This window comes from Massilia sp. Soil_C_3 (assembly GCF_057657035.1).
The window spans coordinates 68,024-82,081 of the sequence record NZ_JBDGJG010000009.1 but is presented as its reverse complement, the minus strand read 5'-3'; the positions used below and the strand labels follow the sequence as shown (position 1 = coordinate 82,081).

Annotated in this window: 10 protein-coding genes; 3 read left to right on the top strand and 7 right to left on the bottom strand. The window is 61.7% G+C overall.

Features of this window, described 5'->3' with window-relative positions; translation table 11 throughout:
* Positions 1-115: 115 nt before the first annotated feature.
* From rsmG to AC3A6F_RS19185, 4 genes are all read right to left on the bottom strand, one after another.
* A complete protein-coding gene (gene rsmG / locus AC3A6F_RS19200; protein ID WP_487683590.1) occupies positions 116-766 on the bottom strand; it encodes a 16S rRNA (guanine(527)-N(7))-methyltransferase RsmG in 651 nt (216 codons plus the stop codon).
* Positions 763-2,694, bottom strand: a complete 1,932-nt coding sequence (gene mnmG, locus AC3A6F_RS19195; RefSeq protein ID WP_487683587.1) for a tRNA uridine-5-carboxymethylaminomethyl(34) synthesis enzyme MnmG — start codon at positions 2,692-2,694, stop codon at positions 763-765. Before mnmG ends, rsmG begins: the two co-directional genes overlap by 4 nt.
* 209 nt (positions 2,695-2,903) lie before the next feature.
* Positions 2,904-3,674, bottom strand: coding sequence for a sulfite exporter TauE/SafE family protein (locus AC3A6F_RS19190; protein WP_487683585.1), 771 nt, complete (start codon positions 3,672-3,674; stop codon positions 2,904-2,906).
* Positions 3,675-3,761: 87 nt separating this feature from the next.
* Positions 3,762-4,601 carry an alpha/beta fold hydrolase gene (locus AC3A6F_RS19185; protein WP_487683582.1) on the bottom strand — a complete coding sequence of 280 codons (840 nt, stop codon included), beginning with the start codon at positions 4,599-4,601 and terminating at the stop codon, positions 3,762-3,764.
* Positions 4,602-5,878: 1,277 nt separating this feature from the next.
* Between AC3A6F_RS19185 and AC3A6F_RS19180 the strand changes: the two genes are divergently transcribed.
* Positions 5,879-6,673: a 5'-methylthioadenosine/adenosylhomocysteine nucleosidase gene (locus AC3A6F_RS19180; protein ID WP_487683579.1), complete on the top strand. Its 795-nt coding sequence runs from the start codon at positions 5,879-5,881 to the stop codon at positions 6,671-6,673.
* Here the strand turns inward: AC3A6F_RS19180 and ald are convergent.
* Both ald and putA read right to left on the bottom strand, forming a co-directional pair.
* The gene (gene ald / locus AC3A6F_RS19175; protein ID WP_487683576.1) at positions 6,643-7,758 is read right to left on the bottom strand and encodes an alanine dehydrogenase; all 1,116 of its coding nucleotides are present in this window, start codon (positions 7,756-7,758) and stop codon (positions 6,643-6,645) included. The two genes, AC3A6F_RS19180 and ald, sit on opposite strands and share 31 nt — an antisense overlap.
* 98 nt (positions 7,759-7,856) lie before the next feature.
* A complete protein-coding gene (gene putA, locus AC3A6F_RS19170) occupies positions 7,857-11,504 on the bottom strand; it encodes a trifunctional transcriptional regulator/proline dehydrogenase/L-glutamate gamma-semialdehyde dehydrogenase (RefSeq protein ID WP_487683573.1) in 3,648 nt (1,215 codons plus the stop codon).
* A gap of 212 nt (positions 11,505-11,716) precedes the next feature.
* On the opposite strand from putA, the gene AC3A6F_RS19165 reads away from it, so the two are divergent.
* Complete coding sequence (locus tag AC3A6F_RS19165; RefSeq protein ID WP_005664065.1) at positions 11,717-12,172, top strand: Lrp/AsnC ligand binding domain-containing protein; 456 nt, start codon at positions 11,717-11,719, stop codon at positions 12,170-12,172.
* Between the two features lie 100 nt (positions 12,173-12,272).
* On the opposite strand, the gene AC3A6F_RS19160 is transcribed toward AC3A6F_RS19165, so the two are convergent.
* Positions 12,273-13,226, bottom strand: coding sequence for a LysR family transcriptional regulator (locus tag AC3A6F_RS19160; RefSeq protein WP_487683568.1), 954 nt, complete (start codon positions 13,224-13,226; stop codon positions 12,273-12,275).
* Between the two features lie 149 nt (positions 13,227-13,375).
* Between AC3A6F_RS19160 and AC3A6F_RS19155 the strand changes: the two genes are divergently transcribed.
* Positions 13,376-13,660 (top strand): hypothetical protein, encoded by a 285-nt coding sequence (locus tag AC3A6F_RS19155; protein WP_123067681.1) that lies wholly within the window; start codon positions 13,376-13,378, stop codon positions 13,658-13,660.
* Positions 13,661-14,058 lie beyond the last annotated feature (398 nt).

Below are 14,058 nucleotides of genomic sequence, written 5' to 3'. Positions count from 1 at the left end.
CTTTCTCGAAAGCGGCTACAAGACGCCATACCGTTCATACCGTACAAATCATTTGAATGATTCATACTATATAAACGATATAAACGGTTTATACAGTTTCTACTATTAATATTGTTTAGGTGGTTCTTTGAATGAAGACCAGGTGACGCTCTGCGCCCAGTCTTGGAACCTGCAGCGGCTGCAAACCGCTCACTTTCCACTCTTGCGGCAGCCGCTCGCGTTCCTCGCTTGGCGCCACCCCTTTCAGGGCGATGAATTCGCCGCCCTCTTGCAGCAGGTGTCCCGACCAGTTGACGAAATCGGACAGGTCGGCGAAAGCGCGCGAGGTGATGACGTCGAATTTGTCGCTCACCGCCAGGTCTTGCACCTTCATCGTGTACACAGTGACGTTCGTGAGTCCCAATTCGGCCTTCACTTGCGTGAGGAAGGCCGTTTTCTTGTGCACGGTGTCGATCATCGCCACTTTCATGTCGGGCCGGGTGATCGCCAGCACGGTGCCTGGCAATCCGCCCCCTGCCCCCACGTCCAGCACATTGCGCGCATCCTTGAATGCCGGCACCGCGGCCAGCGAGTCGAGCAGGTGGTGGGTCACCATCTGCACGGGATCGCGCAGCGAGGTCAGGTTGTACACCGCATTCCACTTGTGCATCAGCTGCAGGTAGGCCATCAGCTTACCCTGCTGTTCTGGCGTGACATCCAGGCCCATTTCGGCAATACCGTCGGCCAGCACCTTGGCCAGCGCATCGCGGTCGAACGCATATTTCATTGCGCCGCCTCCGAAGTGGTCGGGGCAAAGCCCGGGACGCCACGCTTTTTCAGGTGCACCAGTAGCAGCGAGATCGCCGCCGGGGTCACGCCCGAGATGCGCGAAGCCTGGCCCAGCGTTTCGGGACGCTGCTTGTCCAGCTTCTGGCGCACCTCGAACGACAGCGCCGCGATCTCCAGGTAGTTCAGGTTCTCGGGCAGCTTCAGGTTTTCGTAATGGTCGTGACGCTCGACCTCGCGCGCCTGGCGATCGATATAGCCCGAATACTTCAGCTGGATCTCCACCTGTTCCTTCACCGCCGGGTCTTCGACGCCGGGGCCTGCCAGCGGCTGGCCCTCATTACCTTGCATCGTCATCAGGGTGTCGTACTCGATGCCCGGCCTTCTCAGCAGGTCGGCCAGGTTGTATTCGCGCTCGAGCGCCTGCCCCACCACGCGTTCCGATTCGGCCGCAGCCAGGATGCGCGGGTTGACCCAGGTCGCTTTCAGTCGTTCCAATTCACGGGCGACGGATTCGCGCTTGGTCTCGAAGGCTTGCCAGCGCGCGTCGTCGACGATGCCCAGCTGGCGGCCGATCTCGGTCAGGCGCATGTCAGCGTTGTCTTCACGCAGCGACAGGCGGTACTCGGCGCGGCTGGTGAACATGCGGTATGGCTCGGCCACCCCTTGCGTGGTGAGGTCGTCGACCAGCACGCCGAGGTAGGCTTCGGAACGGCCCGGCGTCCAGGTATCCTTGCCCTGGGTTTGCAGCGCGGCGTTCAGGCCGGCCAGCAGACCCTGGGCCGCGGCTTCTTCGTAGCCGGTGGTGCCGTTGATCTGGCCGGCGAAGAAGAGGCCCTTGATCGACTTGGTCTCGAGCGAGGCTTTCAGGCCGCGCGGGTCGAAGTAATCGTATTCGATCGCATAGCCGGGACGCAGGATGAAGGCGTTCTCCATGCCGCGCATCGAGCGCACCAGCTCCAGCTGGACGTCGAACGGCAGGCTGGTCGAGATCCCGTTGGGGTAGAACTCGTTGGTGGTCAGGCCTTCCGGCTCGAGGAAGATCTGGTGCGATTCCTTCGAAGCGAAACGATGGATCTTGTCCTCGATCGACGGGCAGTAGCGCGGGCCGACGCCTTCGATCACGCCGGTGTACATCGGGCTGCGATCCAGGCCGGCGCGGATGATGTCGTGGGTTCGTTCATTGGTATGCGTCACCCAGCACGGGACCTGGCGCGGGTGCATCGCCACATTGCCCATGTAAGAGAATACCGGCACCGGATCGAGGTCGCCTGGCTGCTCGGCCAACACCGAGAAGTCGATGCTGCGGCCATCGATGCGCGGCGGCGTGCCGGTCTTGAGGCGGCCCTGCGGCAGCTTGAGTTCCTTCAGGCGCGCCGACAGCGAGGTCGCCGGCGGGTCGCCCGCGCGGCCGCCCGAATAGTTTTGAAGGCCGACGTGGATCTTCCCGTCCAGGAAAGTACCGGCGGTGAGCACCACGGCGCGGGCACGAAACTTCAGGCCGACCTGGGTGACGGCGCCGACTACGCGGTCGCCCTCCACCATCAGATCATCGACTGCCTGCTGGAACAGCCACAGGTTCGGCTGGTTTTCCAGGCGCGAGCGGATCGCCGCCTTGTACAGGACGCGGTCGGCCTGGGCGCGGGTGGCGCGCACGGCCGGGCCCTTGGACGAATTCAGGATGCGGAACTGGATGCCGGCTTCGTCGGTGGCGATGGCCATGGCGCCGCCGAGGGCGTCGACTTCCTTGACCAGGTGACCCTTGCCGATGCCGCCAATCGACGGATTGCAAGACATGGCGCCAAGGGTTTCGATATTGTGGGTCAGCAGCAGGGTCTTTTGACCGGTGCGTGCGGACGCGAGTGCGGCTTCGGTTCCGGCATGGCCGCCGCCGACGACGATAACGTCGAATTCAGTAGGAAATAGCATGATGGGGTGTGGAGCGAGGGGACTAATGCGCGATTATAGATTCTTTTTTCCTGCTGGACTCTGCATCGGTTCGAAAACGACATATTTTGTTTCACGTGAAACCTTACTCTTCAGGTCTTACCAAGGTGTTTCACGTGGAACAATTGGCAATAAAAAAGCCGGGTTGCGAACCCGGCCCGATGTGGCCCTATGTTTCACGTGGAACAGGCTTACCAGCCCAGCTTTGTGAACGAGTCATAGGCTGTCTTTACAATCAGGGCCGAGACAACAAAAAGGAATAGTTTCCGCACAAAACCACTGCCATGCTTCAGCGCCAGCCTGGTGCCGATCACCGCGCCGACGATCTGGCATCCGGCCATCAGCAAGCCCAGCTGCCACAGCAAATGACCGCTGTAGCCGAACCACATCAGCGCCGACAGATTGCAGGCGACGTTGACGACCTTTGCCGCGGCCGAGGCGCTCAGGAAGTCGAAACCGAAGAAGCGCACGAACAGGAACAGCAGGAAGCTGCCGGTGCCCGGTCCAAAGAAACCATCGTAAAAACCGATGGCGGCGCCGATGCCGATGGCCCAGTAGCGCTCGGCCATCCCGCTGTGCAGCGGCGCGTGCACTGCCCCCAGATCCTTCTTCATGAACGTATAGACGGCAACCGCGACCAGGACAAACGGCAGCAGCGCGCGCACGAAATCGGCCGGCACCTGCGTCACGGTCCAGGCGCCGACAAAAGACAAGGCAAATGCAGCGATGGCGGCCGGCGCCGCGGTGCTCCATGCGACCCGCACCCGGCGCGCGTAACTGACGGTAGCCGAACCGGTGCCGAAGATCGCTGCGAGTTTATTGGTGCCGAGGATGGTTGCCGGCGCTTCTTTCGGCAACAGGGAAAACATCGCGGGAAGCTGGATCAGGCCGCCGCCACCGACAACGGCGTCGACCAGGCCGGCGGCAAAAGCGGCGCCGCCGAGCCACACTACATCGATCATGGGAGACTTTCAGGGGAAGTGCAGAGCCGATATTTTACGGCAAGCAAGCCGTACTGACACGGCGCCGCCCGCCCTTCCCCATGGTACTTATTCCGGCGTGACGGCCGCCGGCGATCGTGCGAAATCGATGAGCAAGCCATTGAGCCGCTCTGCGCCCGACAGCTGCAGCCAATGGCCCACGCCATCGATGCGGGCATACTCGAAACCGGCGCGGCATTGTTCGCGCGAGTCCAGCATCTGCTGTTCGCGCAGCGCAGGATCGTGCTCGCTCCAGACGCCCAGCACCGGCACGTCGACCGGCTTCCAGCGCTTGCCGCGCGGACCTTTGAGATTGGCGCGGTAATAATTCAGGGCTGCGGTCAGCCGGCCCTGCGGCGCCAGCGCATCGATCCAGAGTTGCTGCTGTTCGCGGCTGCGATTCATCGCACGCAGAGCCGCCCAATTACCTGCCTTCAGCAGCGTTTCGGCCAGGACCGGCGTCATGAATACGGCCATGTACCAGAAGCGCAGTTTTTGCGTGAAACCTGACTTGGCCAGCGCCTTTGGGTGGCCCACCGACAGTGCCGCATAGCGGCTGACACGCTGCGGCGCATGCATGGCCAGATGCCAGCCGACCTGCGCGCCCCAATCGTGGCCCACCACCGTCGCCTCGGCGATGCTCAGTGCATCCATGAGCTGCAGCACGTCATCGGCCACGAAGTCGATTGCGTACGCGCTGACGTCGGCCGGTATATCGGTCTTGCCGTAGCCACGCAGGTCGGGAGCGATGACCTGGAAACCAGCCGCAGCCAGGGCCTGGATCTGGCGCCGCCAGACCGCATGGGTATCTGGAAATCCATGCAGGAGCACGACTGGCGGGCCCTCACCGGCAGTCACGTAGTGCATGTTCAAACCGTTGACCCTGGCGTACCGCGACACGACGTCCATGCGTTTCCCTGTACTTCAGTTCGATGGGAAACAGCTTACCAGAACGTAAACGCCTGTCCAGACCCCCTCTGTGGATAAGCTACTTGATATCCACAGGTATCGTTTGTGCAGAACTCGGCTTTTCTCCACAGGCAAAAATCTTGTCCAGATTTGCCACCAGACAGTTTGCTTAGCAGTGCACGGAGTTATACGTGACATAAATCCCTGATTTCGCGTCCTTTAATCGGGTTGTCCACAGAGACTGGCTACCGTTAACTACTACTATCAATGTTGTATACAGATCCTGGTTGTAAACCTGACGAGCCTGCGAAAAAAAAAATTTCTGTCGCGTGTGGCAAAACAGGGAAGCAATATCCCGCAAGCCGACGCTGCCAGTCATCTCGAATTCACGGCTGCGCATTTGCTGACCAGGGCCATCAGGTGAAGGGGCAGAGACAGCCTCTGTGGAAAACCGAATGAATATCCACAGGATGGAATGTGCAGAAACCCCAATCTTGTCCGGGTGAGCAATTTCTATCCACCTTTCCTACAGCGCGGACACAGGCGTTTTCCAGCAGGTTAACGTAGCCGTAAACCTCTGATATTGTGGAAAAAATCGGGTTTATCCACAAAGCGGCAGGCGTTTACTATTACTATTATTTTGTATACAAGCCTTTAACTAAAACAAAATGAGGAAACGCCACTGCCACCGACTTCGGCCACCTTCAGGCTGCAAAACGATCAAAGTCGAGCAGAAAAACCCCGTCGTACGCACAAGGATCTGGTCATGGCAAACGCACCAGCTCATCCAAACTGCAGGCCAGACAGGAAAAACATTGTCAGCAATGCCTGCAAAACAGCGACAACCCATATCTGCCTGTGGAAAAGCCGCTGTATATCCACAGCATCAGATGTGCAGAACAGGCGCTTTTTCCAGATGGCGATTTGTTGTCCAAGAACCGTGCAAGACGAACGCAAGCTTTTTCCAGCGCGTAAACGACCTCGTAAACCATTGATACTGTGGAGTAAACTCGCCTTATCCACAGAGAACCTCGCGTTTACCTACTACTATCAACCTTGTATACATATCTCTTAATTAAATAAGCAAACACTGCGCAAGCAAAAAAAAGCGTCTCCCAGAACAGGTCATTCACTGCTTCCAACCAGAACCACGATCCTTGCAATTCAAGGACTGAATGCGATGGAAGCTGTGTACAATCCGTCCCTTATGCACAGTTGCCGATCTGAATCGCTAGTACCGTGCAAACGTCTCTACACACTTACTCACCCAGAAAAACATGCGTCTAGGGATCATCAGCGCCTTGCACGAAGAACAGGCAGGGCTCGTGGAAGCCATGAGAGGCCCCGCCAAGCTCATCCACGGCAAGCGCGAGTTCTGGGTCGGGCGACTGTGGGAAATCGACGCAGTGTGCGTTTTATCGCGTATTGGCAAGGTTGCTGCCGCCATGACTGCGACAACGCTTGTGGAAAAGTTCGGAGTTACGCACATCCTCTTCACGGGCGTTGCCGGCGCCGGGGATAAAACGATCCGTGTGGGCGACATCGTGGTGGGCGAATCGCTGGTCCAGCACGATATGGATGCCAGCCCCTTGTTTCCGCGTTTCGAAGTGCCGCTCACGGGCCAGACGCATTTCCAGCCAGACCAGCAGCTGTCGCTACGCCTGTCCAGCGCCGCCCACGCCTTCCTGGAGTGCGACTTCCTGGAGACGATTTCCGAGCCCGAAAGACAGGCGTTCGGCCTGGCACAGCCGCGCGTGCATCGCGGCCTGATCGCCAGCGGCGACCAGTTCGTCAATGACCGCCTGCGCATCGATGCGCTCAATGGCGCCCTGCCCGGACTGGTGGCGGTGGAGATGGAAGGCGCCGCGGTGGCGCAGGTGTGTCACGAGCTGGATGTGCCGTTCGCCGTCATCCGCGCGGTATCGGACAATGCCAATGAAAACGCGGCCCACGACTTCATGCGCTTCGTGAAGTCGGTGGCCGCGCAATATGCTTTCCACATCACCCGGCGCCTGTGCCGGCAACTGGTGGAAGCGCCGCTTCAGCCCAGGAGCGAGTCGGCGGGGATGTAGTCGTAGCCCAGGGCCTGGGCGACGGCCTCGAAGGTGACCTTGCCCTGGCAGACGTTCAGGCCATGACGCAGGTGGACGTCGTCTGCCAGCGCGCGCCGCCAGCCCTTGTTCGCCAATGCCAAAGCATGGCCGATGGTGGCGTTGTTCAGGGCGAAGGTCGAGGTACGCGCCACGGCGCCCGGCATGTTCGCGACGCAGTAGTGGACCACGCCATCGACCAGGAAGGTCGGATCGGCGTGCGTCGTTGGGTGCGACGTCTCGAAACAGCCGCCCTGGTCGATCGCCACGTCGACAACCACCGCGCCCTTCTTCATGCGTGACACCATGTCGCGCGTGACCAGTTTCGGCGCCGCCGCGCCCGGCACCAGCACGCCGCCGATCACCAGGTCGGCGTTCAAGACCGCTTCCTCGAGCGCATGGGCAGTGGAATACAGGGTCGAGATGCGGTTGCCGAACACCAGGTCGAGCTGGCGTAGCCGGTCGACGTTCTTGTCGAGCACCGTGACGCGGGCGCCCGTACCAACGGCCATCTGTAGCGCATTGGCGCCGACCACGCCGGCGCCGATGATGACGACGTGGCCGGCCGCCACGCCCGGCACACCGCCCAGCAGCAGGCCCATGCCGCCCCGGGATTTCTCCAGGTGGGCGGCGCCGGCCTGGATCGCCATGCGGCCCGCGACTTCGCTCATCGGCGCAAGCAGGGGCAAGCCGCCGCCCGGGCCGGTGATCGTTTCGTAGGCAATGCAGATGGCGCCCGATTTGACCAGGGCTGCGGTTTGCTCCGGATCCGGAGCCAGGTGGAGGTAGGTGTAGAGTATCTGGCCTTCACGCAGCATCGCGCATTCGGCCGGTTGCGGCTCCTTGACCTTGACGATCATGTCGGCGCGCGAGAAGACTTCGTGGGCGCTGTCGGCGATAGTGGCGCCGGCAGCGGTGTAGTGGGCGTCGTCGAGGCCGATCTCGCTGCCAGCGCCTTGCTGGACGATCACCTGGTGGCCGCGCGTGATCAGTTCGTGGACGGACGGCGGCGTGAGGCCGACGCGGTACTCGTGGTTCTTGATTTCCTTTGGAACGCCTACAAGCATGGTTGTCTCCTGTTGTGGGTATGTTCTTGCTGGTGCTTCTCCTGCTGGTTTTCTGTTGGTTGAACGCGTGGACGGCATAGCCGTCCACCCTACGATTTTTACAGGCCCAGGGTCATCAGGCTTGCGTTGCCGCCAGCGGCGGTCGTGTTGACGCAGACCGCGCGCTCGGCGACCAGGCGCCACAGGTCCACCGGGACCAGGGCGTCGGTGTCGACGATGCCGACGATCGCACCCGGACGCGCCGCCAGCTGGGTGCGCAGCAGGCCGGCCAGGCCGGTTTCGACCAGCGCGATCGCGACGTCGGCCGCGTCGATTTCTTCCTTGCCCACGAAGCGCACGCGTTCCTTCACCGCCGCCGGCAGGTTGGCCGGAATCGATTCAGGCGTCGGCGCCAGCACCAGCGCGCGGTTGCCGGTGGCGAGGGCCGCTGCCAGTTGATTGAGCAGGCCGGCGGAGGTAGCCGGCGCGCACAGCACGGCGCCGCGCGGCGTGAACGACAGGCGATTGCTTTCGCCGGTCGGGCCGGGCAGGTCCATCGAGACGCCGTTGAGCGAGGTGCGCGCATAACCTTCGGCCAGCGCGGCCACCGGCTGCTGGCCATCCGTGCGCAGCCAGCCGATCAGGGCTTCCAGCGCCGCTTCTGGCTGGCGCACGTGTTCCATCAGGGGCGCCGCGCCGCGCTGCAGGCGTTTCAGGTAGAGCGGGCCGCCGGCCTTCGGACCGGTGCCCGACTTGCCTTCGCCGCCGAACGGCTGCACGCCGACCACCGCGCCGACGATGTTGCGGTTGACGTAGATATTGCCGACGTGGGCACGGTTGACGATGGTGTCGATGGTTTCATCGATGCGCGAATGCACGCCCAGGGTCAGGCCGTAGCCGGTGGCGTTGATCGCATCGATCACCGAGGGCAGCTCTGCGCGGCGGTAGCGCACGATGTGCAGCACCGGGCCGAAGACTTCCTGCTTGAGTTCCGCCAGCGAGGCGATTTCGAGCACGGTCGGCGGCACGAAGGTGCCGGCCTCCAGGACCGACGCCGGCAGCTCGAGCGCGAAGTGGCTGCGCGCGGTGGCCTTGGTGCGCTCGATGTGGGCCAGCAGATTGCGCTGGGCTTCGGCGTCGATCACCGGGCCGATATCGGTCGCCAGGCGGTCCGGGCAGCCCACGCGCAGTTCCTGCATCGCGCCCTTGAGCATCTTGATGGTCTTGTCGGCGATGTCTTCTTGCAGGAACAGCACGCGCAGCGCCGAGCAGCGCTGGCCGGCCGAGTCGAAGGCCGAACTGAGGACATCCTGCACCACCTGTTCCGGCAGTGCCGAGGAGTCGACGATCAGCGCGTTCTGGCCACCGGTTTCCGCCACCAGCGGGATGTCGATGCCTTCCTGTTCCGCGCGCTTGGCCAGCGTGCGGTTGATCAGCTGGGCGACTTCGGTCGAACCGGTGAAGATCACGCCCTTGATGCGGCTGTCCGCCGTCAGTGCGGCGCCCACCACTTCGCCGCGGCCCGGCAGCAGCTGCAGCGCGGCGCGCGGCGTGCCCGCCTCGAGGAACAGTTCCACCGCGCGCCAGGCGATCAATGGGGTTTGCTCGGCCGGCTTGGCCAGCACCACGTTGCCGGCGGCGAGGGCGGCCGCCACCTGGCCGGTGAAGATCGCCAGGGGGAAGTTCCAGGGGCTGATGCAGCTGACCGGTCCCAGTGCCTCGGCCTTGGCCGAGCCCCGGATCTGCACCGCGTAGTAGCGCAGGAAGTCGACCGCTTCGCGCAGTTCGGCGATCGCGTTCGGCAGCGATTTGCCGGCTTCGCGCACGGCCAGGGCCATCAGCTCGACGCCGTTCTGTTCGAACAGGTCGGCGGTGCGCTCGAGGATCGCGGCGCGTTCATGGGTGGCGCTGGCGGCCCATTCGCCGGCGAAGGCGCTGGCAGCGGCCAGGGCGGTCTCGACGTCGGTGCGCGAGGCTTCGCTCACCTGGCCGACGATATCGCTCAACATCGCGGGATTGACCACGTTGGCGGGCACGCCGGCATCGACCAAGCCGGCGATCAGCGGGCCGGCGAGGTGCTGGCGCTGCTGCGCGAGGCCAATCACCAGCTTGGCCAGGACGTCTTCATTGACCAGGTCCATGCCTGCCGAATTCTTGCGCCCATTACCGAACATGTCGACCGGCAGCGCGATGGCCGGATGCGGACGGCCAGCACTGGCGCGCGCGACGTCGAAGGGATCGGTGAGCAGTGTGTCGATCGCGACGTTCTCGTCGACGATCTGGTTGACGAACGAGGAGTTGGCGCCGTTTTCCAGCAGGCGGCGCACGAGATAGGCCAGCAGGGTTTCGTGCGAACCGACCGGCGCGTAGATGCGGCAAGCCTTGTCCAGGTTCTTGCTGCCCACGACCTGGTCGTACAGCGTCTCGCCCATGCCGTGCAGGCACTGGAATTCGTAGTTGCTGACCTGGTCCTCTTTGGCCCAGGTGTAGATCACCGACAGCGTGTGGGCATTGTGGGTGGCGAACTGCGGATACAGCACGTCAGCCGCCGCCAGCAGCTTGCGCGCGCACGTCAGGTAGGAGACGTCGGTGTACACCTTGCGCGTATAGACCGGATAACCGGGCATGCCATCGACCTGGGCGCGCTTGATCTCCGCGTCCCAGTAGGCGCCCTTCACCAGGCGCACCATGAATTTCTGACCGCTGCGCTTGGCCAGGTCGACCAGGTAATCGATCACGAACGGGCAACGCTTCTGATAGGCCTGCACCACCAGGCCGATGCCTTCGAAGCCGGCCAGGTCGGGATCGAACGCGAGTGCTTCGAGCATGTCGAGCGAGATCTCGAGGCGGTCGGCTTCCTCGGCGTCGATATTGATGCCGATGTTATAGGTCTTGGCCAGCAGGACCAGGCTGCGCACGCGCGGCAGCAATTCGCCGATCACGCGCGCATATTGCGCACGGCTGTAGCGCGGATGCAGCGCCGACAGCTTGATCGAGATGCCCGGGCCATCCTTGATGCCGCGGCCATTGGAGGCCTTGCCGATCGCGTGGATGGCCGCTTCGTACGAGGCGTAGTAGTTCTTCGCATCGCTTTCGGTCAGCGCTGCCTCGCCCAGCATGTCGTAGGAGTAGCGATAGCCGCGCGTCTCGTTGTCGCGGCTGTTCTTGAGCGCTTCGTCGATCGTCTGGCCGGTGACGAACTGGTTGCCCAGCATGCGCATCGCCATGTCGACGCCCTTGCGGATCAGCGGTTCGCCGCCCTTCGCGATCAGGCGCGTGAGCGCCGAGCCAAGTCCCTGCTCGCTATTGGGCGAGACCAGCTTGCCGGTGATGAGCAGGCCCCAGGTCGCGGCATTGACGAACAGCGATGGCGATTCGCCCAGGTGCTTCTTCCAGTCGCCGCGGCTGATCTTGTCGGCGATGAGACGGTCGGCGGTCTCGCTGTCCGGGATGCGCAGCAGCGCTTCGGCCAGGCACATCAACGCCACGCCTTCTTCCGACGACAGCGAGAACTCGTGCATCAGCGCGTCCACGCCCGAGGCGCGGGTACGTTTTTCGCGCACGGCGGAGACCAGGCGATGCGCCAGCGGCTGGGCGTCGGCGCCGGGCGTGGCGCCCTGGGCCAGCAGCCATTGCACGGCCTCGGATTCATCGCGGCGGTAGGCGGCGGTGATGGCGGCGCGCAGGGGCGTTTGCTCGCGCCTGGTTTCAGCGTGGAGGGCGTCGAAGGGAACGAAGGTGGAGGCCGGGGAAGCAGCGATCTGCATGGCTATCTAGTCAAAAGAAAAATACACAACGAGGGCCACCGCACAGCAAAAGCGCCGTGCCACATCACGTGGCCGGCGCAGTTTGGAACTCGGTGGAAATGATTCGATTGTAGAAGGATTTCTTCTGGATTAATTCTGCTTTTAATCGTTACTAGCAATAGATAGTTTTTGATGCGACAATCTGACCGAATAAAATTAACGGGAGACATCCGATGTTGGACAAGATCAGCAAGAAGATTCTCGCCGAGCTGCAGAATGACGGCCGCATCAGCAATGTGGAGCTCGCCGCCCGGGTGAACCTGTCGCCGGCGGCCTGCCTCGAGCGCGTGCGCAAACTGCATGAATCGGGCTATATCATGGGCTACACGGCCCAGCTCAATCCGCAACTGCTCGACGTGTCGCTGCTGGTCTTTATCGAAGTCGTGCTCGATCGCACTACGCCCGAAGTGTTCGATGCGTTCAAGCAGAGCGTGCAGATGATTCCTGAGGTGCTGGAATGCCATATGGTGGCCGGCGGCTTCGACTACCTCGTCAAGGCGCGCGTAAAGGATATGGCGGCCTACCGCGAGTTCCTGGGCAAGACCCTGTTGCAAAAGGGCGTGCGCGAAACCCACACCTATGCGGTGATGGAGGAAGTCAAGAATACGACCAAGCTGCCGATCCGCTGAACTTTAGCCAGCGGCATCAAAGTAAAACGGCCAGGCATTTGCCTGGCCGGTTTGTTTCACGTGAAACATTTTGCTGGCGTCGATACCAGCGCTGGCGCTGTCAGACGATCTTGCGCACGCCGCTTTTTGAGGCGCTTTCGGCCATCGATTCCAGATTCTTGCGCAGCCAGCGATGGGCCGGACTGCGGCCATCGCGTTCGTGCCACAGCATGTCCAGGTGGACGGCCGGCAGCTGCAAGGGCAATTCCTTCCAGATCAGTACGTCGGTCATGCCGGTCGAGACCATCAAGTGCTTCGGCAACACAGTGATCAGGTCCGAGTTCGCCACCACCCTGCCCGCCGTGAAGAACTGGTTCACGGTCAAGAGGATGCGGCGTTCGCGGCCGATCTGGGCCAGCGCCTCGTCGACCAGGCCGTGGGCACGGCCCGAGAAGCTCACCAGCAAGTGATTGGCCTTGCAATAGGTGTCGAGATCGAGCTTTTCCTTGGCTAGCGGGTGGTCCTTGCGCATTACGCACACATAAACGCCGGAATACAGGCGCTCGTGGCGGATCGGCGAACCGGTTTCGTACGAGAGCTGGGCCGCGACGCCGGGGAAGAAGCCGACCGCCAGGTCGATATCGCCGCGCAACAACATCGGACGCGGCTCGCGCGTCGTCAGCGGCACCATGCGGATGTTCACGCCCGGCGCCTCGCTTTCGATCGAGCGCATCAGGGAAGGCAGCCACAGCGCGGCGGTGGCGTCGGCCATCGCCATGCGGAAGGTCGCTTGCGCCTTGGAGACGTCGAAGGTTTCCGGCATCACCGCCGCTTCCAGCGCCGCCAGGGCCTGGCGCACGGCCGGCCACAGGGCTTCCGCGCGCGGGGTCGGCTTGACGCCGTAGGCGGTGCGGATCAGGAGCTCGTCGCCCAGGCTTTCTCGTAGTCGCTTGATCGCATTCGACACTGCGGGCTGGGTCATGGCCAGGTGGCCGGCGGCACGGGTCAGGTTTTGCTCGGTCATCACCGCGTCGAATACGCGCAGCAGATTCAGGTCAAGCGTCAGAAAGCTCATGGGATTCAGGAGAAAACTGTTGTGAAGACAGGAGTACGGATAGTGTACTCCAAATCATTCACAAACTGTATAAGGGCCATCAGGGAACAAAATTAGATTTATATGTTGCGACGCACTATAGTTCTCAACAATAACAGATCGAGCCTATCATGTCTTCTACCGCCTCCCTAGTCCAAGCCGCCGCCGCCGTGCCTTACGGCCAGGTGTTCAGCACCACTGTGTATCTTGCTTTGCTGGCTGGCTTTGTCTTGTTCTTCCGCCCACTGCTGGTCGGCATCGGCCGCGCCCTGTACCTGACCGTGCGTCCACGCCGCAGCAAGGCCGAACTGGCCGCGCGCCGCGCCCTGGACGAAGCGCTGGCGCTCAAGCGCAAGCTGGCCAGCCTGGACCCAGTAGACGCCGCTGAAGTGCGCGCGATGGGCATTCGCCACTGATTATTACCGAATTCTCCCCTGACGCGGTCTCCGGCAACGGACACCGCGTTTTTTTTCGTCCCTGCTTTCTGTAGCACGCCGCCACGGCTGCAATCTTCTTTTCCCCCTCAAAAACGCCCAGATGTCGCTTTACGCCTGGTGACTTTACGTTACCGGGATTTTCGCGTCTCTTTTATTTAACAAAGTTCACAAAGAGTCAAAAAGACGAATTCTCGGGAAAAGCACTCAGGCATGACTTGTAATAATGATGAGTATATTTAATCGTAAGTTAGAGCAATTTTGGGAGAATATGGATGAGCTGTGTTCTTGCTACGATTGGGCAGCATATTATCAATGATTGCAACAAATTTATGACATATTAAGATAACTTAGATAGTAAATCAAAGAGGTTAAACAAA